At 72.0% G+C, this 23,983-nt stretch carries 15 protein-coding genes and 4 pseudogenes; 6 read left to right on the forward strand and 13 right to left on the reverse strand.

All coding sequences use genetic code 11. The annotated features are described in order from the left end of the window. Positions 1 to 23 precede the first annotated feature (23 nt). Positions 24 to 2,665, reverse strand: a pseudogene (locus ACEXOX_RS21470) (bifunctional FO biosynthesis protein CofGH). Between the two features lie 176 nt (positions 2,666 to 2,841). Next, a complete protein-coding gene (locus tag ACEXOX_RS21475; RefSeq protein WP_406522588.1) occupies positions 2,842 to 3,666 on the reverse strand; it encodes a TIGR03619 family F420-dependent LLM class oxidoreductase in 825 nt (274 codons plus the stop codon). Positions 3,667 to 3,880: 214 nt separating this feature from the next. Here ACEXOX_RS21475 and ACEXOX_RS21480 point away from each other — a divergent pair, with 214 nt between their 5' ends. Further along, on the forward strand, positions 3,881 to 5,452 hold the full coding sequence (locus tag ACEXOX_RS21480; protein WP_406522590.1) for a CehA/McbA family metallohydrolase: 1,572 nt from the start codon (positions 3,881 to 3,883) through the stop codon (positions 5,450 to 5,452). Between the two features lie 58 nt (positions 5,453 to 5,510). On the opposite strand, the gene ACEXOX_RS21485 is transcribed toward ACEXOX_RS21480, so the two are convergent. Continuing rightward, entirely contained in the window at positions 5,511 to 5,732 is a 222-nt protein-coding gene (locus tag ACEXOX_RS21485) for a DUF397 domain-containing protein (protein ID WP_406522592.1), read from the reverse strand. Next, entirely contained in the window at positions 5,729 to 6,592 is an 864-nt protein-coding gene (locus ACEXOX_RS21490; RefSeq protein WP_406522594.1) for a helix-turn-helix domain-containing protein, read from the reverse strand. Before ACEXOX_RS21490 ends, ACEXOX_RS21485 begins: the two co-directional genes overlap by 4 nt. 239 nt (positions 6,593 to 6,831) lie before the next feature. On the opposite strand from ACEXOX_RS21490, the gene ACEXOX_RS21495 reads away from it, so the two are divergent. From ACEXOX_RS21495 to ACEXOX_RS21510, 4 genes and pseudogenes are all read left to right on the forward strand, one after another. Continuing rightward, positions 6,832 to 7,272 (forward strand): ATP-binding protein, encoded by a 441-nt coding sequence (locus tag ACEXOX_RS21495; RefSeq protein WP_406522596.1) that lies wholly within the window; start codon positions 6,832 to 6,834, stop codon positions 7,270 to 7,272. Next, the gene (locus ACEXOX_RS21500; protein WP_406522598.1) at positions 7,269 to 7,733 is read left to right on the forward strand and encodes a hypothetical protein; all 465 of its coding nucleotides are present in this window, start codon (positions 7,269 to 7,271) and stop codon (positions 7,731 to 7,733) included. The genes ACEXOX_RS21495 and ACEXOX_RS21500 overlap by 4 nt, the downstream gene beginning before the upstream one ends. 133 nt (positions 7,734 to 7,866) lie before the next feature. Further along, positions 7,867 to 8,910: a hypothetical protein gene (locus tag ACEXOX_RS21505; RefSeq protein WP_406522599.1), complete on the forward strand. Its 1,044-nt coding sequence runs from the start codon at positions 7,867 to 7,869 to the stop codon at positions 8,908 to 8,910. A gap of 89 nt (positions 8,911 to 8,999) precedes the next feature. Beyond that, a pseudogene (locus tag ACEXOX_RS21510) lies at positions 9,000 to 9,530 on the forward strand (GntR family transcriptional regulator); the annotation flags it as partial. 42 nt (positions 9,531 to 9,572) lie between these two features. Here the strand turns inward: ACEXOX_RS21510 and ACEXOX_RS21515 are convergent. The 9 genes and pseudogenes from ACEXOX_RS21515 to ACEXOX_RS21555 form a co-directional block, all read right to left on the reverse strand. Further along, on the reverse strand, positions 9,573 to 11,162 hold the full coding sequence (locus ACEXOX_RS21515; protein WP_406522600.1) for an APC family permease: 1,590 nt from the start codon (positions 11,160 to 11,162) through the stop codon (positions 9,573 to 9,575). A 237-nt stretch (positions 11,163 to 11,399) separates the two neighbouring features. Beyond that, positions 11,400 to 12,892, reverse strand: a pseudogene (locus ACEXOX_RS21520) (aldehyde dehydrogenase family protein). Next, positions 12,889 to 14,618 (reverse strand): annotated as a pseudogene (locus ACEXOX_RS21525) (amidohydrolase family protein). The pseudogenes ACEXOX_RS21520 and ACEXOX_RS21525 overlap by 4 nt, the downstream one beginning before the upstream one ends. A gap of 35 nt (positions 14,619 to 14,653) precedes the next feature. Then, on the reverse strand, positions 14,654 to 15,778 hold the full coding sequence (locus ACEXOX_RS21530; RefSeq protein WP_406522602.1) for an LLM class flavin-dependent oxidoreductase: 1,125 nt from the start codon (positions 15,776 to 15,778) through the stop codon (positions 14,654 to 14,656). Positions 15,779 to 15,917: 139 nt separating this feature from the next. Next, a complete protein-coding gene (locus tag ACEXOX_RS21535; protein WP_406522604.1) occupies positions 15,918 to 16,715 on the reverse strand; it encodes an SDR family NAD(P)-dependent oxidoreductase in 798 nt (265 codons plus the stop codon). Positions 16,716 to 16,747: 32 nt separating this feature from the next. Next, entirely contained in the window at positions 16,748 to 17,797 is a 1,050-nt protein-coding gene (locus ACEXOX_RS21540; protein WP_406522605.1) for a TIGR03619 family F420-dependent LLM class oxidoreductase, read from the reverse strand. Positions 17,798 to 17,863: 66 nt separating this feature from the next. Then, on the reverse strand, positions 17,864 to 18,247 hold the full coding sequence (locus ACEXOX_RS21545; RefSeq protein ID WP_406522606.1) for a thiol-disulfide oxidoreductase DCC family protein: 384 nt from the start codon (positions 18,245 to 18,247) through the stop codon (positions 17,864 to 17,866). A gap of 102 nt (positions 18,248 to 18,349) precedes the next feature. After that, entirely contained in the window at positions 18,350 to 19,153 is an 804-nt protein-coding gene (locus ACEXOX_RS21550) for an alpha/beta fold hydrolase (protein ID WP_406522607.1), read from the reverse strand. A 296-nt stretch (positions 19,154 to 19,449) separates the two neighbouring features. After that, on the reverse strand, positions 19,450 to 20,673 hold the full coding sequence (locus ACEXOX_RS21555) for an amidohydrolase family protein (RefSeq protein WP_406522609.1): 1,224 nt from the start codon (positions 20,671 to 20,673) through the stop codon (positions 19,450 to 19,452). Between the two features lie 352 nt (positions 20,674 to 21,025). On the opposite strand from ACEXOX_RS21555, the gene ACEXOX_RS21560 reads away from it, so the two are divergent. Further along, the gene (locus ACEXOX_RS21560) at positions 21,026 to 23,968 is read left to right on the forward strand and encodes a BTAD domain-containing putative transcriptional regulator (RefSeq protein WP_406522610.1); all 2,943 of its coding nucleotides are present in this window, start codon (positions 21,026 to 21,028) and stop codon (positions 23,966 to 23,968) included. Positions 23,969 to 23,983: the final 15 nt, after the last annotated feature.

Genomic DNA, 23,983 nt, shown 5'->3' on the forward strand with positions numbered 1-23,983 from the left:
CCGCTACTCCGCCACCGTCCCCGCTACTCCACCACCGGCAACAACTCCGGCAGATGCCCGTCCGACGCCAGCGCCGCCGCCTCCCGCTCCGCCGCCACCGGCCCGTACATCGTCGTGCGGGCGCGCGACGGGCGGCCCGCGGTGTCCGCGATGGCGATCAGGTCCTGGATGGAGCGGTAGGAGCCGTAACTGGAGCCCGCCATCCGGGAGATGGTCTCCTCCATCAGGGTGCCGCCGAGGTCGTTGGCGCCGGAGCGGAGCATCTCGGCGGCGCCTTCCGTGCCGAGCTTGACCCAGCTGGTCTGGATGTTGGGGATGTGCGGGTGCAGCAGGACGCGGGCCATGGCCGTGACGGCGCGGTTGTCGCGGGTGGTGGGGCCGGGGCGGGCGATGCCGGCCAGGTAGACCGGCGCGTTGGTGTGGATGAACGGCAGCGTCACGAACTCCGTGAACCCGCCGGTCTCCTGCTGGATCTCGGCGAGCAGCCGCAGATGACCGAGCCAGTGCCGGGGCTGGTCGACATGGCCGTACATCATCGTGGAGGACGAGCGGATGCCCAGCTCGTGGGCGGTCTTGACGACCTCGACCCAGGTGGCGGTGGGCAGCTTGCCCTTGGTCAGCACCCAGCGGACCTCGTCGTCGAGGATTTCGGCGGCGGTGCCGGGGATGCTGTCCAGGCCGGCGGCCTTGGCCTCGCTCAGCCACTCGCGGATGGACAGGCCGGTGCGGGACGCTCCGTTGACGACCTCCATCGGCGAGAAGGCGTGGACGTGCATCCCGGGGACGCGTTCCTTGACGGCGCGCGCGATGTCGAAGTACGCGGTGCCGGGCAGGTCGGGGTGGATGCCGCCCTGCATGCAGACCTCGACGGCGCCGACGTCCCACGCCTGCTGGGCGCGGTCGGCGACCTGGGAGAGGACAGGGTGTAGGCGTCGGCGTCCGTACGGCGCTGGGCGAAGGCGCAGAAGCGGCAGCCGGTGTAGCAGACGTTGGTGAAGTTGATGTTGCGCGTGACGATGTACGTGACGTCGTCGCCGACCGTGGCGCGGCGCAGGTCGTCGGCGATGCCGCACAGGGCGTCCAGCGCCGGGCCGTCGGCGTGCAGCAGGGCCAGCGCCTCGGCGTCGGTGAGCTTGGTGGGGTCGTCGGCGGCCTGCGCGAGGGCGGCGCGGACGTCCGTGTCGATGCGCTCGGGCGCCATGCCGGGGGCGGCGGCCTCGCGCAGCGCGTCCCAGTCGCCGTACACCTCGTCGAAGTCGTTGCGCCGGTCGGTGGTGCGGCCGTCCGTGTCGATGGTGCGGTGCAGGTCCGTACGGCCCGTGGAGCTCATCGAGAAGCCCTCGTCGGGCTCCTGCCAGGGGCGGCCCTCGACCTTCGCGTCCGGGCGGGCCAGCCCGGTCTCCGGGTCGGCCAGGGCCCGTACGTGCGGCAGCAGGCGCGGGTCGAGCCAGGGCTCGCCGCGCTGGACGTACTCCGGGTAGACGGCGAGCCGCTCGCGCAGCTCGAAGCCCGCGGCGGCGGACTTCTCGGCCAGCTCCTCGATCCGGGGCCAGGGACGCTCGGGGTTGACGTGGTCGGGCGTCACCGGGGAGACGCCGCCCCAGTCGTCGATGCCCGCGTCGATGAGCAGCGCGTACTCGGAGTCGACGAGGTTGGGCGGCGCCTGGAGGCAGCCGGCCGGGCCCAGGATGTGCCGGGCGACGGCCACGGTGGCGGCCAGGTCCTCCAGTTCGGCGTCCGGCATGCCGCGCATGGCCGTGTCCGGCTTGGCGCGGAAGTTCTGCACGATGACTTCCTGGATGCCGTGGTAGGCGCGCTGCACCTTGCGGAGCGCGAACAGCGACTCGGCGCGCTCCTCGTACGTCTCGCCGATGCCGATCAGCAGGCCGCTCGTGAAGGGCACATTGGAACGTCCGGCGTCCTCCAGGACGCGCAGCCGGACGGCCGGTTCCTTGTCCGGGGAGCCGTAGTGCGGGGCGCCGGGCTCGCTCCACAGGCGCTCGGCGGTGGTCTCCAGCATCATGCCCATCGACGGGGCGACCGGCTTGAGCGTCTGGAAGTCCGTCCAGGACAGCACGCCGGGGTTCAGGTGGGGCAGCAGCCCCGTCTCCTCCAGGATGCGGATCGCGATGGACCGTACGTACGCGATCGTGGAGTCGTACCCCTCGGCCTCCAGCCACTCGCGCGCCTCGGGCCAGCGGTTCTCCGGCTTGTCGCCGAGCGTGATCAGCGCTTCCTTGCAGCCCAGTTCGGCGCCGCGGCGGGCGATGTCCAGGACCTCGTCCGGGGACATGAACATGCCGTGGCCGGCGCGGCGCAGCTTGCCGGGGACGGTGACGAACGTGCAGTAGTGGCACTTGTCGCGGCACAGGCGGGTGAGCGGGATGAACACGCTTTTGGAGTACGTGATGACACCGGGCCGCCCGGCGGCCGCCAGGCCGGCGTCGCGCACCCGGGCCGCGGACGCGCACAGGTCCCGCAGGTCGTCGCCGCGCGCCTGGAGCAGCACCGCGGCCTCCCCGGCGTCGAGCGCGACGCCGTCACGGGCGCGCTTGAGGGCGCGGCGCATGGCGTTGGCGGTGGGGGCGGTGGCGGAAGAGGGCGTGCCGGTGGGGACCGCCACCCGGTCCGTCCCCTGCCCGGGTACCTGCGCGCTGCTAGTCATCCAACGAGCATACGAGCGACCACCGACAGTGCCGCCGACCGGACGGCCTGCGGCGGTGTGCCGCTGATCACGTCATACGGAGGTTCCCTCCGGGCTGCGGGCGGGCAGCCTGGGCGGGAGGAGTACGACCCTGCGCACGGCGATCGGGCGCCCCGCCCCCATGGCTGCTGCGCGGCTCACAGATACTGCGCGTACTCGTCCAGCGTCCGCAGCACCTCCGCCTCCCCCGCCGACGGCAGTCCCACGACGACCTCCTCCAGCCCCAGATCGCGCAGCCGCGCCAGCTTCCCGGCCGACGGCTGCACCGCGTACGGCACCACCACCGGCGCGCCGTCCCGGCCCGCGTCCGTCCACGCCTGTCGCAGGGCCGGCAGTGCCTCCGCCAGTCCCGCGCCGCCGATCGGCAGCCAGCCGTCCGCGAACTCCGCGATGCCCGCGAAGAGCCGCGGCCCCGGTGCTCCGCCGAGCAGCGTGCGCGGCGCGCCCTTGACCGGCTTCGGATGCGCCAGGCTGGCCCGTACGGAGGCGAACCGGCCCTCGTACGCCGTCGGCTCCTCCGCCCACAGGGCGCGCATCAGCAGCATCCGCTCCCGCACCAGCGCGCGCCGCGAGGACCACTCGACCCCGTGGTCCGCCGCCTCCTCCACGTTCCAGCCGTACCCCACCCCGAGCGTGAACCGCCCGGCCGACAGGAAGTCCAGCGTGGCGACCTGCTTGGCCAGGGCGATCGGGTCGTGCTGGGCGACGAGGGTGACGCCGGTGGCGACCGCCAGCCGTTCGGTGACGGCGGCGGCCTGCCCGAGGGCCACGAACGGGTCGAGCGTGCGCCCGTACTCGCGGGGCAACGGCTCGCCCATGGGGGCGGGTGTGTCGCGACTCGCCGGGATGTGGGTGTGTTCGGGGAGGTAGAGCCCGGCGAACCCGCGCTGCTCCAGCTCCCGGGCCAGCCGGTCGGGCCGGACGGTCTCGTCGGTCAGGAAGATGGTGGTCGAGATCCGCATACTGGGCGTACCTCCGCGTCGGCAGTGCTCCTTTCCTACCCCCGGGGAGGGGCAGCGTCCATGAGGCGCCGGTGCGGTGCCCCAGGAACACGCCACACGGTTCATCACACGCGGGTGTTCCCGTCCGGCCCCCTTCCCTTGTCCGCCCGTTCACGACTCAATACGAGAGTTTCCGTACGCCGGTTTCGCCACGCCTGCCCGGGAGTGATGCCTCATGTGCGACGACGACAGCACCAGCGGCTCGCCCGGACGCCGCGCCCTCCTGGTGACGGGCGCCGCCGCGGCGCTTACGTTGAACGGTGTGGACTTCGCGGCAGCCGATGACGGCGGCGGGACGGCCCGGGACGGCGGCCGGACCGGCGCGAACGGCCGCACGGAGACCCATGAGGCCGATGAGACCGGTGAGACCCGCAAGATCACCGGACGCCTCCCCACCGGCGCCCCCGACTACGTCTACCTCCCCGTCGAAATCCCCGCCGGCGTACGCCAGCTCACCGTCTCCTACACCTACGACCGCCCCGCCACCCCGCCCAGCACCGCGGGCAACGCCTGCGACATCGGCATCTTCGACGAACGCGGCACGGCCCTCGGCGGACGCGGCTTCCGCGGCTGGTCGGGCGGCGCCCGTACGGAGTTCTTCCTCCGCGCCGACGACGCCACGCCCGGCTACCTCCCCGGGCCCCTCAACCCCGGCACCTGGCACATCGCCCTCGGCCCGTACACCGTCGCCCCACAAGGTCTCACCTACGAAGTGACCATCACCCTCCACTTCGGCGCCCCCGGCACCCCGCCCGTCCCCTCCTACCCTCCTCAACGCGCCAAAGGCCGCGGCCGTTCCTGGTACCGAGGCGACAACCACCTCCACTCCGTCCACTCCGACGGCAAGCGCACCCCCGCCCAGATCGCCGCCCTCGCCCGCGCCGCCGGCCTGGACTTCATCACCACCACCGAGCACAACACCACTTCCTCGCACCCGGCATGGGACGGACTCTGGGGGGATGACCTCCTCATCCTCACCGGCGAGGAGGTCACCACCCGCAACGGCCACGTGGTGGCGATGGGCACCGACCCCGGCGTCTTCATCGACTGGCGCTACCGCGCCCGCGACGCCGTCTTCGGCCGCTTCGCCCGCCGCGTCCACCGCGCGGGCGGCCTCGTCATCCCGGCCCACCCGCACGCCCCGTGCATCGGCTGCAACTGGAAGTTCGGCTACGAGGAGGCGGACGCGGTCGAGGTCTGGAACGGCCCCTTCACCCTCGGCGACGAGGTGGCCATCGCCGAATGGGACAACGCCCTCGTGGCGCACACCCACGGCAGGGGCCGCTTCCTCCCCGCCGTCGGCCACAGCGACGCCCACCGCGACCCGGACGTAGTCGGCCTCCCCCAGACCGTCGTCCTGGCCGACGACCTCTCGCGCGCCTCGATCCTCGACGGCATCCGCAAGGGCCACACCTACCTCGCCGAATCCGCCACCCTCTCCCTCACCTTCACCGCCACCGGCCCCAAAGGCGAACACGCCACCCTCGGCGACCGCCTCCCCGTACACGACTCGACCCCGGTCACCCTCCACCTCGCCGTAACCGGCGCCCCACCCAACAGCACCATCCGCCTCCTCACCGACCAGGGCCAACGCTTCACCGCCCCCGCCTCGGAAACCACCACGTGGCACACAACTCCGGCGAACGCCGCCTACGTACGCGCCGAGGTGCGCCATCCGGCGACGACAGCGGGGGTGCCGGGGCCGATGGCGGCCATGACGAATCCGATCTTCCTGGGACGGGGCTGACACGGCCGACGGCCCGCCCCGGGTACCGAGAGACGGGCCGCCGCTCCTACCTGGCTGCCTACCCGAGCCCGCCGAACCGGCCCGTGGCCGCCGCGGAGACGAACGCGGCCAACTGCCCGCGGCCGAGCAGCAACGCCGGCCCGTTCGGGTTCTTGCTGTCCCGTACGGCCACCGTCCCGGCATCGACGATGGCGCACTCTACGCACTGGGCTCCCGTATCGCTGTACGAGGATTTCCGCCAGCTCACGGAGAGTGCGGAGGCGTCGTCAATGTGGCTCATGTGTTCTTCCTTATCTCTGCGATCAGTTCCGCCGACGCCTCGACCGAGAGCGCGGCAGAGGTGAGCCGTTGCCAGGCGTCCCGATGAGCCGCGACCTTGTCGGCTTCCTCGATGTACAGGGCCGAGGTCAGCCCCTCGGCATGTACGACATCGAGGTCGATATGCGGTCCGAATCCAAGGATCGTGAAGCTGCCCAGCTGACCCACGTGCAACGGGGCCTCCGAGGGCAGCACCTGTACGTTCACGTTCGGCCGCTTTCCGATGGTCAGCAACCGACCAAGTTGCTCATGCATGACTCCCTCGCCCTCGGAGCCGGAGCGTAGGGCGCCCTCGCCGATGATGGCCCACAAGGCGAGGGGTTCCTCCCTGGTGAGTACCGCCTGTCGTGCGAGTCGAACCTCGACCAGTGCATCGACGCGCGCCTCAACCGCTTCGGACATCGCCGTCGCGCTGATGATCTCGCGGGCGTACTCAGCTGTGTGCAGCAGACCGGGAATGGCGCCCAACTGCCACGCCGACACCGCTTCCGCCTCAGCCTCCAGGCTGATCAGATCCTCGTACACCGGCGTCAGCACACCCCTGTACGAGTGCCACCAGCCCCGTTGACCGCCCTCTTTCGTGAGCGTCAACAGCGCGGCCCGGAGCTCATCGCTCACTTCGCGCCCGACCTCGGCGTACAGGTCGAGCAAGGCCTCCACGTCCTTGGCCTTGGCCGCTGTCTTGGCCGTCTCGATCCGGGAGACCTTCGAGGCGACGAACCGGCCGTTGGACTTCTCGGCGAGTTGGTCGAGTGTGAGGTCACCCCGCAAGGTGCGCAGCTTCGCACCGAGGCGCCGACGGCGCACGGTGGGTGCGCTCACATTTTCCCCTCCGGTCGGTGTCTGCCCGCCAGTCTGCCGTGCTCCGTCATCGCCTGTCATCAACGCGCTGTGCACACGACCGCACCCTCCCACGTACGAGTGCAATTTTGCATTCACCCATGCGATCTGTTGCTGAGCGTGGCGAACCAGGAGCACTCTGTGCGACGAACCGCGATCGAGCCATCGGCGCGCTCTCGACTGGCTCGTGCTCCATGGCGCGCTCCCGTTAGGGGACTTGCATGATCGAACTACGGCGGGCTCACCAACCCGCCTGCAACACCGCCGTTGTTGCCCCTTCAGCCGTCTTGACCCTGGCAGGCGACCCACAATCAGCTCGCCTCGCGCGGACGTTCGTACGTGAGTACATCGCCTGCCACGTACCGGGGGCTTCCGCAGATCACATTGACCGGGTCACCCTCGTGACATCGGAGCTGGTCTCCAACTCCATCCGCTACGGCACCGAACCGGGCGACTCGCTGCGCCTCGTGCTCGACGCCGACGGCGGCCGTACGCGCGTCGAGGTGCACGACCCCGTTCGCCGCCGCCCCCGCACCAGGCCCGAATCCGGAGTGCGCACCCGTGGGCGCGGTCTGCTGGTCCTCGACGCCCTGTGCCCCGGCAGCTGGGGAGTCGACGCCATCCCCCTCGGCAAATCCGTGTGGGCGGAGGTGAAGGCGTGACCACGCCCGGCGTCACAGCTCCACCCGGCCCCGGATTCGTCGCTGGAGTCCGGCTCGCGACCGGCCTGCACCACACCCCGACGCACAGCGTCGCCCAACTGCTCGTCTCGCACCTGCCGCCCCGGCTCACGCACGAGAGCGACGAGCGCATCCGAACCGGCATGGAATCGCTCGCCGCCTCCCTCCGTCTCGGGCCGGTGATCGAAAACCCGCCCATGATCGGCCACCGCGTCCGGATGTGGCGTGGCCAGCCATGGCTCGACTACGGCGACGACTCGTACCGCCTCTGTCTGCCCGCCGCGCCGTCGTGGGTTCGCATGGTGGCCGCCGGCACCCCCGTCCGCGTCCTGGCCCTGTTCGACCCTGTGCCGGCCGGGGCGGACCAGAACGAAATCGACGCGCACGTACGACGTGGCTACCTGCGCAGATCCATGCGCTGGGGTACGGCGTACCACGCCTGACCTGCTCACACGCCGAGAAGCGGCCGGTCCGGGAGCGAGTTGGGCCCCAGGGTCGGCTCGGTATGTCGCCTGCGCGGGTACCGTGGACAGCCGACGGGAAGAAGCCCCACCCGAAAACCGCCGGGAGTTGATCATGGCGGTCTTGAGTCGCGACGACATGGCCCCGTCCCGCAGGGGCGTTCTCCAAGCCGGCCTCTGCTCGGCCGCCCTGGCTGTACCGCTCTTCGCCGATCTCGCCGGGCGGGCCGAGGCGGCGGCGCGTCCGGGGCGGACCGGCCGGATCGGGCCGGCGCAGGTCGAGACGGTCCGGGCGGTGACGGACCGGGTGGCGGACATTCTCGACGAGTTCGGAGGCGGTCACGCGCGGCCGATGGCGGCGGCGTTCCTGGTGAACTCGGTGGGACCGTGGCTGACGGCGCCCGCGTCGGAGCAGATGCACCGGGAAATGCTTTCCGCCGCATCGGACCTGACGTACCTCACCGGCTGGATGGCCATGTACGAGCGGGCGCACGGTCTCGGGCAGCGCTACTACGTCAAGGCCCTGCACCTGGCCGGTGAGGCGAAGGACCACCTCACGTACTGCCGCACGTTGCGCGGCATGTCGCTCCAGGCGTCCAGCCTCGGTTACGGTGCGAAGGCCCTGGAGCTGGCCGACTCGGCGGCGACCGCGGCCCCCGCGGCCGGTCCGCGTCTGGTGGCGTTCCTGCGCGGCCAGCAGGCACACGCCGCCTCCTTGACCGGGGACCGCCACACGGCGATCACCCGGCTCCAGGAGGCGGAGACCGCGCTTTCCAAGGCGGACTCCCGGCGCGAGTCGATCGGTGGTTACGACGCCTCGGCGTACCTCTTCCACGTCTCCCATGTGCTGTACGAGTTCCAGGACCTGCCCGGCTCGATCACGGCCCTGAACAGCTCCCTGAAAGCCCAGCCCCGCCAGGAACGCCAGGGTCGCGTCCACTCCCACGCGCTGCTCGCACAGCGCCAGTTCGAGCTGGGACATCTCGATGCGGCCTGCGCGACCTGGCAGCGCTTCCTCGATGACTACACGGAAGTCTCCTCCGCCCGCGGCGACGCCCACTTCGCCACCCTCCGCGCCCGTATCCGCCCGCACCACCGCGCCAAGTCCGTACGAGCCCTGAACGAACGGGTCCGGGCCGTGGTGGCGACGAAAGCCTGAGCCCAGCCCCCTTGCCGCCCCACCTCACAGCCAGGAGCCCACGGATGAGCACGCCCGAGACGCCGTCTCCGGCGGCACCGCCCACAGAACGGCGGACACTGCGCCCCGCCGCCTACATGGCCCCGGCCGAGCCCGGTCGGCCGTATCGCTGGCTCACCGAGGCTCCCGGGCCCGGGGAGCGGGCACACAGTCGCCTGCTGGAGGTGGGGGAAGTGGTGCCGCCTGCGGATGTCGCCAATGCGTTGGGGCTGACGGAAGGCGGCACGGCGGTGTTGCGGCGGCAGGTACTGAGCATCGGTGCCGAGCCGGTGGAACTTGTCGCCTCGTACTACCCCGTGGAGATCGCTCGCGGTACGGCGATCGCGGAGCCCCGCAAGATCAGGGGCGGCACACCCACTCACCTCGCTGAGCTGGGCCACCCACCCGTACGCAGCGTGGACCGGGTATCCGCACGCGTCCCCACTCAGGAGCAGTACACGGCACTCCAGCTACCGGGCGATCTGCCCGTTCTGCACACGCTGCGCGTGGTGTACAGCGAAGGTGACCGGCCCATCGAGGTGAGCGTCATGACGAAGGCGGGACACCTCAACGAGCTGCTGTACGAGTTCGGGGCCGGGTAGGGCGACGGTGGCGCTCCGCGGCTCAGCGCCGCGGAGCGCCCCCTACTCCTCCACCACCATCGCCGGCGTCGACCTCGTCAGCACCTCGCCCCGGAAGAACGCGGGGCTGCGCCGCCGCATGACCAGCATGAGGACGAAGCCGAGCAGCAGCAGGCCGACGCCGATGACGAAGACCGAGCCGACGCCGAGGACGGAGCTGCCGGTGCCGTAGGCCGGGTTCCACATGTCGATCAGGGTCTTGGTGAAGACGGCGGTGAGGAGCACGCCGCCGAGCACCGGGAAGACGCCCTTGAAGAGCAGGTCGCGGGCGGAGCGGCGCAGTTCGCGGCGGAAGTACCAGGCGCAGGCGAAGGCCGTGATCGCGTAGTAGAAGCAGATCATGAGGCCGAGGGCGTAGATGGTGTCGACGAGGACGTTCTGGGAGAGGAAGGTCATGCCCGCGTAGAAGACGCCGGTGGCGACGCCCGCCGCGACGGTGGCGCGGCCCGGGGAGCGGAAGCGCGGATGGATGCGGGCGAAGGACGGCGGCAGCGCCTCGTACGCGCTCATCGCCAGGACCGTGCGGGCCACCGGGATGAAGGTGGTCTGGAGGCTGGCGGCGGCGGAGGCGAGGACGGCGACGAAGAGGAGTACGCCGAGGACCGGGCCCATGACGGGGGTGGCGAGGGCGGCGAAGACGTTGTCGGCGGTGTCGGGGTTGCCCAGGCCGGGGCCTTCGGTGCCGACGCCGGAGAACATCTGGGCTGCCACGGCGGTCAGCAGGTAGGAACCGATGAGGACGACCATGGCGAGGAGGGCGGCGCGGCCTGGGGTCTTGGCGCTGCCGGCGGTTTCCTCGTTGACGGTCAGGCAGGCGTCCCAGCCCCAGAACATGAAGATCGAGAGGGACAGGCCCGCGGTGAAGGCGGAGAAGGACTGGACGGCGAACGGGTTCAGCCAGGAGAGGGAGAAGTGGAGGGAGCCCGTGAAGGTGCCGGAGCCGGCCTTGGTGAAGGCCATGGCGATGAAGAGGGCGAGTACGGCTAGTTGGAGGCCTACCAGGGCGTACTGGACGCCTTTCGTGGCGGTCATGCCGCGGTAGCTGACGGCGGTGGCGAGGGCGATGAAGGCCAGGCACGTCAGGACGTGGGCGGCCTTGTCGCCGTCCAGGGCGGCGATGGCGTCGCTGCCGGTGAGTTCGCCGAGCAGGAGCCAGAAGAAGGAGGTGGCGACGCCGGCCAGGTTGGAGAGGACGATGATCGTCGCGATCACCAGTCCCCAGCCGCACATCCAGCCGATACGCGGGCCGAACGCCTTCACCGTCCAGGTGAAGGACGTGCCGCAGTCGGGGACGGCCTTGTTCAGCTCCCGGTAGGCGAAGGCGACCAGCAGCATCGGCAGGAAGCCCGCGAGGAAGACGGCCGGCATCTGGAGGCCGACCTCGCCGACGGTGGGGCCGAGGGTCGAGGTCAGGCAGTAGACGGGGGCGACGGTCGAGACGCCGATGACGGCGCTGCCGAGGAGCCCTACGGAGTTGCCGCTCAGGCCCTTGCCGCGGGTCCCGCCGGTGCCGCCTCCGGCGGCGCCACCAGCCGTGTCGGCGGCCCTCGTTACCGTGTCTCCGGCCGGGAGCCGGGGGTCTACCTGAACCATGAACAGGACGTTAAGGGCTGCTGTTTCCGCATCGGGGGGCTGAAGATCCTCCCCTCGGGAGCCGTGGAATCCACATGAGGGTGGGGTCGGGCGGGCTTTTGGGTGAGGTTTGCAAGGCGTGCTGCGCGTTACGGTCGGTAACTTGAAGGTCGTACGGTCGAGTTCCGGACTGCGGGAACCGCAGCCCTGTCCGTTTCGTCCCGTTTCAAAATTTTCCCGCGCCGTCGCGCACCGGCCTCATCCCGGCCACACCACCGCCTGCGTCTCGCTGTACGCGTGCAGCGCGTACGAGCCGACGTCGCGCCCCACCCCGCTCCGTTTGAAGCCGCCGAACGGCGCCTCCATGTTCCGCCCGACCGTGTTGACGCCGACGCCGCCCGCGCGCAGCCGCCCCGCCACCCGGAACGCGCGCGCCACGTCCCCGGACCACACGTAGTCCAGCAGGCCGTAGTCGCTGTCGTTGGCGAGGGCGACAGCCTCCTCCTCGTCGGTGAAGGGGAGGACGACGACCACCGGGCCGAAGATCTCCTCCCGTACGACGCGCAGGGTCGGGGTGCAGTCGGTGAAGAGGGTGGGGGCCACGTAGAAGCCGCGCGGGAGGGGTGGGCGCTCGCCGCCCGTGACCAGGTGGGCGCCCTCCTTGCAGGCCAGTTCGATGTACGACTCGACGCGGTCGCGGTGCGCGGCGGAGATCACCGGGCCGATGACCGTGTCCGGGGCGGCAGGGTCGCCGATCTTCAGGCGGGTCGCGTACGCGGTCAGCTTCTCCACCAGCCGGTCGTGGATGGCGCGCTGCGCCAGTACGCGCGTCGGTGCCGTACAGATCTGACCGCTGTAGAAGGAGTACGTGGTGCCGATGCCGGCCACCGCCGCGTCCAGGTCGGCGTCGTCGAAGACCAGTGCGGCGCCCTTGCCGCCCAGCTCCATGAGCTGGCGTTTCATGCCGCGTCCGCACACTTCGGCGATGCGCTGCCCGACGGCCGTGGAGCCGGTGAAGCTGACCATGTCCACGTCCGGGGAGTCGACCGCGGCCTCGCCGATCGCCGGGTCCTCGCCGGTCACGAGGTTGACGACGCCCGGTGGCGCACCGGCCTCGTCCAGGGCTTCCTGAAGGGCCTCGGTCAGGCGGTGGACGGAGAGCGGGTCCTGCGGGGCGGGCTTGATGATGACCGTGTTGCCCATGGCCAGGGCGGGGGCGATCTTGCCGGCCGGGTTGGCCCAGGGGTTGTTGTAGGAGGTGACGCAGGTGACGACGCCGACGGGGCGGCGCACCGCGAGCGCGCCGAGGACGGCCGCTTTCCCGAACGGGCCCGCCTCGTTGATCTGCGGCGGTAGGGGGTCTCGACCGGTTCCAGCGCTCCGCGCGCGTACCGCTTCAGGCGGGCGACGGCGACGCCTACCTGCATCGCGCGGGCGGTGCCGGTCGTCGCCCCGGTCTCCGCCTGCGCGAGCCGGGTGTACGGGCCGATGTTGCGCGCCAGGATCTCGGCGGCGCGCTCCAGGACCCGCGCGCGGGTCTCGGGCGCTGTGCGCGACCAGGGCCCGAACGCCTCGCGCGCCGCGCGGGCCGCCTCGTACGCCTGGTCGCGGCTCGCCTCCGCCGCCAGTCCGACGGTCTCTTCGGTCGCCGGGTCGGTCACCTCGTAGTGGCCGTGGTCGGGCGCGGTCCACGTGCCGCCGATCAGCAGCCGCTCGGGGCGAGGGGCGGACGGACCGGAAGGCGCGCTCACCGCGTACGCACCGTCTCGGTGTCCCGGCCCGATCGCAGGACCTTCCCCGGTACCGCCCCGGTCACCGCGCCGTCCCGTACCGTCTCGACGCCGTTGACCCGTACGCTCACGATCCCGGCGGCCTCCGAGTCCAGTCGCGGGCTGTCCCCCGGCAGGTCGTGGACCAGCCGGGCCGGCCCGGCGTCGATCCGCTCCGGGTCGAAGAGGACCAGGTCGGCGTGGTGGCCGACGGCGATCCGGCCGCGGCCGCGCAGGCCGAAGAGCCGGGCCGGGTCGTCGGTCAGCATCCGTACGGCCTCCTCCAGCCCCGCCAGCTTCCGGCCGCGCAGGCAGTCGCCGAGGAAGCGTGTCGTGTACGGGGCGCCGCACATGCGGTCCAGGTGGGCGCCCGCGTCGGAGCCGCCCAGCATCACGTCCTCGTGCTGCCAGGTGCGCTGCCGCAGGGCCCAGCTGTCCGGGTCGTTGTCGGTCGGCATCGGCCACAGGACGGTGCGCAGCCCGTCCTCGGCGCAGATGTCGACCAGGGTGTGGAAAGGTTCCTGGCCGCGTTCGGCGGCGATGTCGCCGACCACCCGGCCGGAGAGTCCCCGGTTCGCGGCGGAGTACGTGTCGCCGATGACGTACCGGGCGAAGTCGGCCAGCCGCCGGAAGACGCCCGCCTCCTTGCTCGCCGCGCGCCGCAGCATCTCCTCCCGTACGGCCGGGTCGCGCAGCCGGGCGATGCGCTCCGGTACGGGCAGGGCGAGGATGTCGCCCCAGCCGGGGATGAGGTTGAGGGCGCAGAAGGTGCCCAGCGACATGTTCATGGGGGTGAGGATCGGCATGGTGAGGGCGACGATCCGGCCGCCCGCCTCACGGGCGCGCTCGCTCGCCTCCAGCTGCCGGGGGACGCGTTCGGGTACGGCCGCGTCGATGGTCAGCACGTTCCAGTTCAGCGGGCGCCCGGCGGCGGCCGACATCTCGACGAGCAGGTCGATCTCCTCGTCCGCGAACTGGTCGAGGCACCCGGCGACGATCGCTTCGAGCTGGGTGCCCTCGTGGTCGGCGACCGCGCGGGAGAGCGCCAGGAGTTCGGCGGGGCGGGCGTGCCGGGAGGCGACGGGTTGGCCGTCACCGTCGGCATGGGTCGAGGACTGGGTGGTGGACAGGCCCCAGGCGCCCGCCTCCATGGCCTCGTGGAAGAGCCGGAGCATGGCGTCCAGCTGGGTGTCCGTGGGCTGTCCGCCGATGGCGTCCGGGCCCATGACGTGGCGGCGCAGGGCGCAGTGGCCGACCATGAAGCCCGCGTTGACGGCGGTCCGGCCGTCCAGGGCGTCCAGGTATTCGCCGAAGGTGGACCAGTTCCACGGCGCGCCCTGCTCCAGTGCCGCCAGTGACATGCCCTCGACGCGGCTCATCATGCGGCGGGTGTAGTCGGCGTCGCCGGGGCGGTCCGGGTTGAGCGGGGCGAGGGTGAAGCCGCAGTTGCCGCCCGCGACGGTGGTGACGCCGTGGTGCATGGAGGGGTGGCGTACGGGTCCCAGAAGAGCTGGGCGTCGTAGTGGGTGTGCGGGTCGACGAAGCCGGGCGTCAGGACGAGGCCGTGGGCGTCCTCGGTGGTCCTGGCGGGGTCGGTGATCCGGCCGACGGCGGTGATCCGGCCGCGCTGGACGGCGAGGTCGGCCTGGTACGCGGGGGCGCCGGTGCCGTCGACGACGGTGGCGCCCTTGATCAGGTGGTCGAGCATCCCCGGGAAGTCCCTTCCGCTCGGAACGGCCTTGGTCAGGCGGCGCTCTGCCGGAAGCGGGCCGTCCGGTGCACCGGATCCGTGTCGATCTTCGGGATCACGTGCTCGCCGATCAGCCGGATGGTGGTGCGGGTGTCCTCGGGCGAGACGCCGATGGGCAGGCCGAAGGAGAGCTGGTCGGCGCCGGCCTGTTCCCAGCGCTCGCACTGGCGGAACACCTCGTCGGGGTCGCCGCAGATCATCAGCTCCTCGGCGATCAGCAGCTCGATGATCTCCTCGGTGTACTCGGGCAGCAGCTCGGGCCACTCCGGGATGCCCTCGGGGCGCGGGAACGTGTCGTGGTAGCGGAACAGCAGCGACTGGAGGTAGTTCAGCCCGCCGCCCACCGCGATCTCCACGGCCTTCTGGTGGGTCTCGGCGCAGATGGCGGTGGAGGTCACCATGACGTTGTCGTTGACGTACGCGCCGACCGGTTCGGCCTGCTCGACGGCCTTCTTGTACGACTCGACGACCCACTCCATGTCGGCGACCTTCTGCACGCTGAAGCCCAGCACGCCCAGACCCTTCTTCCCCGCCATCGCGTACGAGGCGGGTGAGCCGGCCGCGTACCACATCGGCGGGTGCGCGGTCCCGTACGGCTTGGGCAGCACCTTGCGCGGCGGCAGCTGCCAGTGCTTGCCCTGGAACCCCTGGTACTCGTCCTGGAGCCACATCTTCGGGAACTCGGCGATGGTCTCTTCCCACAGCTCCTTGGTGTGGTTCATGTCGGTGACGCCCGGCATGAACCCGAGGATCTCGTGGCTGCCCGCGCCGCGCCCGGTGCCGAACTCGAAACGGCCCCCGGAGAGGTGGTCGAGCATGGCGGCCTTCTCGGCGACCTTGACGGGGTGGTTGACCGGGGCGAGCGGGTTGAAGATGCCGGAGCCGAGGTGGATGCGCTCGGTGGCGTGGGCGAGGTAGCCCAGGTAGACGTCGTTGGCGGAGAGGTGGGAGTACTCCTCCAGGAAGTGGTGCTCGGAGGCCCACGCGTACTTGAACCCGGCCCGGTCGGCCTCGATGACGTACTCGGTCTCCTCCATCAGCGCGTGGTGCTCCGCCTGGGGGTCGGCCTTCGCCCGCGCGGCGGGCACATATCCCTGAACGAACAGCCCGAATTCCAAGGTAGGTTCACCGTCCCTCGTCCGCCTTGGCGCCAATACCTGACGCCCCGTCAGATCGGGTCCGACTCTCGCACCGGGCTTCCGGGCCGTCAATACCTGACGGGCCATCAGGTACGGGCCAGGAAACGGCGTACGCGCCTCAGTACAGGCTGATGCCGGACAGCCGGCCGCCGTCGATGACGAACGGCTGGCCCGTGATGTACGAGGAGTCCGCGCACGACAGGAACAGCGCCAGCCGGGCGACCTCCTCCGGCTGCCCGATCCGCCCGAGGGGAACGGTCTTCGCGAAGAACGCGTCAAGGTCCGGAGCGGAGGCGGTGGAGGTGCCGGAGACGTCCGCCGTCTCCGCCGGTCCCCGCTCCGGACGCGCCATCGGGGTGTCGACGGCCCCCGGGCACATCGCGTTGACCCGGATGCCCCGGCCCGCCAGCTCCATCGCCGCCACCCGCGTCATGCCGACCACCGCCGCCTTGGACGCCGCGTACGCGGTCAGGTACGCCATGCCGGACAGCGCGGCGTACGAGGCGGTGTTCACGACGGTGCCGCCGCCGGCCGCCGTCAGCTCCGGGACCACCGCCCGCATCCCGAGGAACGTGCCGACCTGGTTGACCTGCACCACCTCCTGGAACTCGGCGAGCGGGGTGGCGGCCAGCTCGTTGAAGCGCAGGATGCCGGCATTGTTGACCAGCCCGTCGACCGTGCCGAACGCCTCCCCGGCGGCCCGGACCGCGGCTTCCCAGTCCGCTTCCCGGCGCACGTCCAGGTGTACGTACCGGGCGCCGTCCCCCAGCTCCGCCGCCAGCGCCTCCCCCGGGCCGTCCAGCACGTCGCCCAGCACCACGCGGGCGCCCTCCGCGACGAAGAGCCGCGCCTCCTGCTCGCCCTGGCCGCGTGCGGCGCCGGTGATGATGACGACTCGGCCGTCCAGCTTCCCCATGTGCACCGGTCCCTCCGGGAGCGTCGTGCGTCTCAGCTGTCGAGGTGCGGAGCCACGCCGGTGGCGAACGCCGCCATCTGGTCGCTCAGTTCGGTACGGCTCCGGCTGCGGAACCGGACCTGGATCTGCCGCACCCCCATCGCCCGGTACTCGCGCAGCGACTCCGCCAGCCGCTCGGGCGGCCCGGTGAGGGTGCGCCGGCCGGTGTCCCACGCGGGCTCGCCCACGTACAGCGGCTCGGTGATGGCGCCGGCCTCGGCGGGTGTGGTGAGCCCGGCTTCCGCCCGCAGCCGCCGCAGCTTCGCGAGCTGCGCCGGGAGCTGGTCCCTGCGGTCGCCCTGCGGCAGCCAGCCGTCGCCGCGTACGGCGGCTCTGCGGAGGGCGGCGGGTGACGAGCCGCCCACCCAGACCGGTGGGCGCGGCGTCTGTACGGGGCGCGGGCGCTGTCCCAGACCGGTGAAGGCGAATCGTTTCCCTTGGTAGGAGGGGAACTCTTCCGGGCCCAGCGCCGCCTTCAGTGCGTCGATGGCTTCGTCCAGCAGGGCGCCGCGCCGCGTGAAGTCCACCCCGAGGGCGTCGAACTCCTCCGGTACGTGCCCGGCGCCGACCCCGAGGATCAGCCGCCCGCCCGAGAGGTGGTCGAGGGTCGCGTACTGCTTGGCGCTGAGCAGCGGGTGCTTGAGGGCGGCCAGGGCGATGTGGCTGAGGAGCCGTACGCGGGTGGTGGCCGCCGCCAGGTAGGCGAGGGTGGCGACCGGGTCGTACCAGACCGTGCTCATGGCCGCGGCCAGTCGGCGCGGTATGCCGATGTGCTCGCAGCAGGCGATGTAGGCGAAGCCGTGGCGGTCGGCGGTGCGGGCGATCTCCACCAGGTCGGCGGGGCCGGCCCCGGCCTCCCACGGTTCCGTGTAGAGGGTGCTCTGCGACTGGACGGGGAGCTGGATGCCGTACGCCAGCTTTCCTTCGGGCAGCACCCGCACCCCGTCGTCTCCGTGTGTGCCGCTTCCCGTAGTGCTGTCCACGTCCACGTCCGCGTCCACCCCCGGGCGCTCGGCCGACGGTCGTCGGCGGCTGGGGGTCATGGTGTGGGCTGACGGCCCGTCAGGCAAGGGCGCGGGCGACGGTGGCCGGGGCGGTGGCGGGGGCCGTCAGGGCCTGAGGTGCGCGGGGAGCGAGCAGGCCGCGGTGCCGCCGGGCATGCGGTGGCGGTTGTCGGCGACCAGGCGGTACACGGCGTGGGCGGCCTGGCGGAACGGCGGCAGGGTCAGCAGCGCGCCGGGGACGGACCAGAGGCCGCGTGCGCTCATCAGCAGCTTGGCGACCGCCTGCGCGCCGCCGTACACGGTCCCCGCCGGAGTGATCCACAGCACCTCGTGCTCGGCCCGCTCCGGGGTGACGCCGAGCGCCTCCAGGTCGGTGAACTGCCAGGCCGAGACGGTGCAGCGGGGGCGGATACGGCGTTCGGCGAAGCGCACGCAGGTGGTGCAGAAGCCGCAGTCCCCGTCGTAGACGAGTACGGGTCGGTTGCTCATGTCCCCATCATGCCGGGGCGCACGGGACGGGTCCGCGCCGCCCCGGGCGGGTACGTACCCGGCGAGCGTGCCCCGGCCGGGCGCGCCGCAGGCGGGCGTACCTCAGGCGGGCGTCCCGAGCCGTTCCCCCTCGTCCGCCGCCGCCCGCAGCAGCAGGTCGGCCAGCTCGCCGGGGCAGGACAGCATGGGCCAGTGCCCGGTGTCGAGGTCGAAGAAGCCGTACCGGGGGTCGGTGAACGCGGCGAAGCGCGGGTCGCCGGAGTCCACCAGGGCGCGGAGGGCCGCGGTGCTGGTGACGTTCTTGGTGCAGAAGATGCCGGTGGCGGGCAGCGCGGCCGTGGTGCCGGTCAGCCGGATCGGCTGGGTGAGGGTGGCCAGCGGCTGGGGCGCGGCGAAGCGGGCCAGCCGGTCCAGCCCTTCCGGGGAGATGCCGTCCAGGCTGCCCCAGATGTCGGTCTCCTCGAACACCGGGGGCGGCAGCCGCCAGCCGTCGCCGTGCTCCTGGGCGCGGCGCCGCAGCCGGTCCGGTACGGCCGGGTCGGGCAGCGCGTCCAGGACGCAGACGCCGTCGGCGGGCAGGCCGGCGTCCACGTACACGAGGCGGGCCAGACGGCCCGGCTCGCGGTCGGCGGCGCCGAGCGCGGGGTAGGCGCCGTAGCAGTGGGCGACGAGCACCGTCTCCCCCGCTTCGCCGGGCTCGCCCGCGCCGATGTGGTCGAGGGCCTGCGCCACGTCCTCGATGTGGGTGTTCAGGTCGGTGCCGGGGCCCGACAGGTGGCGGCGGTCCCCCATCCCGGTCAGAGTCACCGGATGCGCCCGGTGTCCCGCCGCGCGCAGGTGGTCCGCCACCTCCTGCCAGATCCACCCTCCGGTGTACCCGCCCGACACCAGCACGAACGTCGTCATCTGTGCCACCTCCCGGCCCCGCCGCTCACGGACGGCGCCCCGTGGGCGCGGTCCGTGCGGACGGCCCGGTCCCGGCCGCCCGTCCCATCGTGACGGCGGCACGGGCCCCGCGGCGAGGTACGGCACGCGGAATCCGTCACTTCTGCGGGCGCGCGGGGGCCTCTGTCCACCGCGGGCGCGCGAGCACCTTTACGTAAACCGGGGGCGCGCGGAAGCCCTCATGTACCGCGAGCGCGCGAGGGATCCCGCGCTCACGCGGGCGCGCGGGAGCCCCGCGCCACCCCGGCGCACGGCGATCACGCCGCCCCCGCCCACAGCCCGTCCGCCGTCAGCCCGAGCAGGTCGATGGCGTTGCCGCGCACGATCCGTTCGACCGTCTCGGGCGCCAGGTGTCCCATCTGGGCCTCGCCGACCTCCCTGGAGCGCGGCCAGGTGGAGTCCGAGTGCGGGTAGTCCGTCTCGTAGAGGACGTTGCCGACGCCGATCGCGTCCAGGTTGCGCAGGCCGAAGGCGTCGTCGAAGAAGCAGCCGTACACGTGGCCGGCGAAGAGTTCGGAGGGCGGCCGCAGGACCTTGTCGGCGACGCCGCCCCAGCCGCGGTTCTCCTCCCAGACCACGTCCGCGCGTTCCAGGATGTACGGGATCCACCCGATCTGCCCTTCCGCGTACATGATCTTCAGGCCGGGGAAGCGGTCGAACGCTCCGCTCATCAGCCAGTCGACCATCGAGAAGCAGCAGTTGGCGAAGGTGATCGTGGAGCCGACGGCGGGCGGCGCGTCGGCGGAGGTGGACGGCATCCTGCTGGAGGAGCCGATGTGCATGGCGATGACGGTCCCGGTCTCCTCGCAGGCGCGCAGGAAGGGGTCCCAGTCGCCGGTGTGAATACTGGGCAGGCCCAGATGTGGCGGGATTTCGCTGAAGCAGACCGCCCGTACGCCGCGCTCCGCGTTCCGGCACACCTCCCGCGCGGCCAGTTCCGCGTCCCACAACGGGACGAGGCCGAGCGGTATGAGGCGTCCGCCCGCGGCCGGGCCGCACCACTCCTCCACCATCCAGTCGTTGTACGCGCGCACGCCCAGCAGCCCCAGTTCGCGGTCCTTGGCCTCGGTGAAGGTCTGACCGCAAAAGCGCGGAAACGTGGGGAAACACAGCGCCGACTGCACGTGGTTGACGTCCATGTCGGCCAGCCGCTCCGGGACGCTGAAGGAGCCGGGGCGCATCTGCTCGTAGGTGATGCCTTCGAGTCTGATCTCGTCGCGGTCGTAGCCGACGGCGGTGTCCAGGCGGGTCAGCGGGCGGTGCAGGTCCTCGTAGACCCACCAGTCGGCGAGCGGCCCCTCGTCCCCCGGACGGCCCATCTTCGGCGCGAACCTGCCGCCGACGAAGGTCATTTCCTTCAGCGGGGCCCGGACGATTCGGGGGCCGATGTCGTGATATTTCGAGGGGAGGCGGTCCCGCCAGACGTGCGGCGGCTCCACCGTGTGGTCGTCCACCGAGATTATCTTCGGAAAACTCTCCATGTTTTTACCGTAGCGTCGAACTGACGGACCGTCAGTAACGCAGTGACAGGAGGGAATGCATGCAGGTGACACCGTTTTGTGCCCGGGCCGGGCGCCGCGCGGCCCCGCAGGCGGCTGAGCAGCGACGCTCGGACCCGCACCGGCGCGCGAGCCGCGCACGGGAAGCTGCACGCGCATCCGCACGGTCGTCGGCACCAGCGGCCGTCCCGGCCCGCCCCCGCCGCGCAGCCGAACACCAGCCCGAACGCCGGGCGTGGAGAGTCCGTGCGGAGACCGGACCCCTACTGACGTAAGGGGCTACGACAAGGCAGACTGGCCGATGCGAACGAAGTGCACAGGGCAGGGGGACACCATGGACGACGGTCCGGGGCAGGGCCAGGAGCGGCTCCGCTTCACCGTGCTCGGTCCCGTACGGGCCTGGCGCGGCACGACGCCACTGGCGGTCGGCTCCCCGCAGCAGCGTGCGCTGCTGGCCGCCCTTCTCCTGCGGGGCGGGCGCACCGCCACCGCATCCGAACTCGTCGACGCCCTCTGGGGCGAGGAACCACCGCATGCCGCCCTCGCGGCGCTGCGCACGTACGCCTCACGCATCCGCAAAGCGCTCGGAGCGGACGCGGACACGCTGGTCAGCGAGTCCGGCGGCTACGCACTGCGGCCGGTGGACCACCAGCCGCTCGACCTCGACATGGATCACGCCGAGCAGTACGCGGCCGACGCCGAGAAGGCCAGGGCCACCGGTGACCGCTGCCGCGCCCGGGACCTCCTGGACTCCGCGCTGGCCCTGTGGGACGGCGAGCCGCTGGCCAACCTCGCCGGGCCCTACGCGGACAACCAGCGCACCCGCCTGGAGGAATGGCGCCTGTCCCTCATCGAGACGCGCCTGGAACTCGACCTGGAGCTGGGCTGCCACGGCGACGCCGTCTCGGAGCTGACCGCGCTGACCGCCGCGCACCCCTTGCGCGAGCGGCTGCGAGAACTCCTCATGCTGGCGCTGTACCGCAGCGGCCGCCAGGCCGAGGCACTCGCCGTATACGCCGACACGCGGCGTCTGCTCGCCGATGAGCTGGGGGTGGACCCCTGCGCGTCGCTCTCCGAACTCCAGCAGCGCATCCTGCGCGCCGACACGGAGCTGGACGCGCCCGCCGTGCCGCACGACGGCCAGGTCCCCGGCGAGCCGACTTTCGTACGTCCGCAGCAACTTCCGGCCACGGTCGCGGACTTCACCGGCCGGGCCGCCTTCGTCACGGAACTGAGCGAGCAGCTCGCCACCGCCGAGGGCCGGGTGATGGCCGTCTCGGCACTCACCGGCATCGGCGGCGTCGGCAAGACCACCCTCGCCGTGCATGTCGCGCACGCCGCCCATGTGCACTTCCCGGACGGCCAGCTGTACGTGGACCTCCAGGGCGTCGGGCACTCCCCGTCCGACCCGGAAGCGGTGCTCGGCGCGTTCCTGCGCGCGCTGGGGACACCGGGCCCGGCCATCCCCGACGGCATCGAGGAACGGGCCGCCCTCTACCGCTCGGCCCTCGCCGGCCGCCGGCTGCTCGTCCTGCTCGACAACGCCCGCGACGCCGCCCAGGTCCGCCCGCTGCTGCCCGGTACGGACGGCTGCGCGGCGCTGATCACCAGCCGCGTCCGGATGATCGACCTGGCCGGCGCGCACCTGGTCGACCTGGACGTGATGAGCCCTGAGGAAGCGTTCACCCTCTTCACGCTCATCGTGGGCGAGGAGCGCGTGAACGCCGAGCGCGAGGCGTCCATGGACGTGGTCGGCGCCTGCGGCTTCCTGCCGCTGGCCATCCGTATCGCCGCGTCCCGGCTGGCCGCCCGCCGCACCTGGACCGTCTCCGTACTCGCCCGCAAGCTGGCCGACGAGCGCCGCAGGCTGGACGAGCTGCGCGCCGGCGACCTCGCCGTGAACTCCACCTTCGAACTGGGCTACAAGCAGCTGGAGCCCCGCCAGGCGCGGGCCTTCCGCCTCCTGGGCCTCGCGGACGGGCCCGACATCTCGCTCGCCGCCGCGGCGGCCCTCCTCGACATGGACACCGACGACGCCGAGGACCTCCTCGAATCGCTCGTCGACACCTCCCTCCTGGAGTCCGCCGCCCCCGGCCGCTACCGCTTCCACGACCTGGTGCACCTCTACGCCCGCTCCTGCGCGGAGCGCGACGAGCAGCCGCCGCAGGTGCGCGACGCGGCCCTGTCCCGGCTGCTGGACTTCTACCTGGCCACCGCCACCCACATGTTCGCGCTGGAGCGCCCCGGTGACCGCCTCACCGACCACACGGAGACCCCGCACTACCCGGGCCTGCTCTTCACCGACCGCGCCGAGGCCCTGAGCTGGCTCTTCAACGAGACCCGTTCCCTGATCGCCTGCGCGCTGCAGAACACCGGCGAGAAGGTGCTGCGCCGCGCCGTCGACCTGCTGCTCCTGACCCGGGACATGGCCGAGTCCGGCGCCAACAGCCGCCAGTGGGAGCAGGCCAACCTCGCCCTGCTGGACGCCGCGCGCCGGGCGGGCGACCAGCACGCGGAAGGCCGGGCCCACTGGGCCCTGGCGCCCTTCTACACCCATTCCGGGCGGCTCAACGAGGCGGACGAGCACGCGAAGCTGGCCACCCTGCTGGGGCTCGCCGCGGAGGACTCCTTCGCCGCCTCCCAGGGCCCCAACGACCGCGGCATCATCGCCAGCATCCAGCACCGCTTCGAGGCGGCCGAGGAGTACCTGAACCAGGCCCTGCTCGCCTTCCGGGAGAACGACAACAAGCAGTCCGAGGCGAGCGCGCTGTGCAACCTGTCGCGGCTGCACCTGGACACCGGGCGCACCGAGAGCGCCATCCAGCTCGCCGAGCAGGGTGTCGCAGCCCTCCGGGAGGTCGGTGCCTCCCGCCGCCTCGGCAACGGCAGGTACGCGCTGGGCATGGCGCTGACGCTGGCCGGCAGACTCGACGAGGCCACCCAGCAGCTGACCGAGGCGCTCGCCATCTTCCGGGACAGCCGGCAGCGGTTCTGGGAGGGCATGACCTACCTCCGGCTCGCCGAGGTCGACCTGGCGGCCCGGCGTCCGGCCAACGCGGCCAACTACGCCGAGCAGGCGCTCTCCGCCCTGCGGGGGCTCGGCGGCGGCCGCTGGCGGGCCGAGGCGCTGACGACGCTGGGGCACGCCCTGAACCAGATCGGGCACACCGGCCGGGCGAAGGTCTGCTGGCAGGAAGTCGTGACCATCCACGAACAGCTGGGCCTGCCCGTGGACGGGGAGCTCCACAATCTCAGCACCCCTGTCGCGCTGGTGTAAAAGCCGCCCGGACCG

This window comes from Streptomyces sp. Ac-502, from assembly GCF_045222935.1.
GTDB lineage: Bacteria > Actinomycetota > Actinomycetes > Streptomycetales > Streptomycetaceae > Streptomyces > Streptomyces monomycini.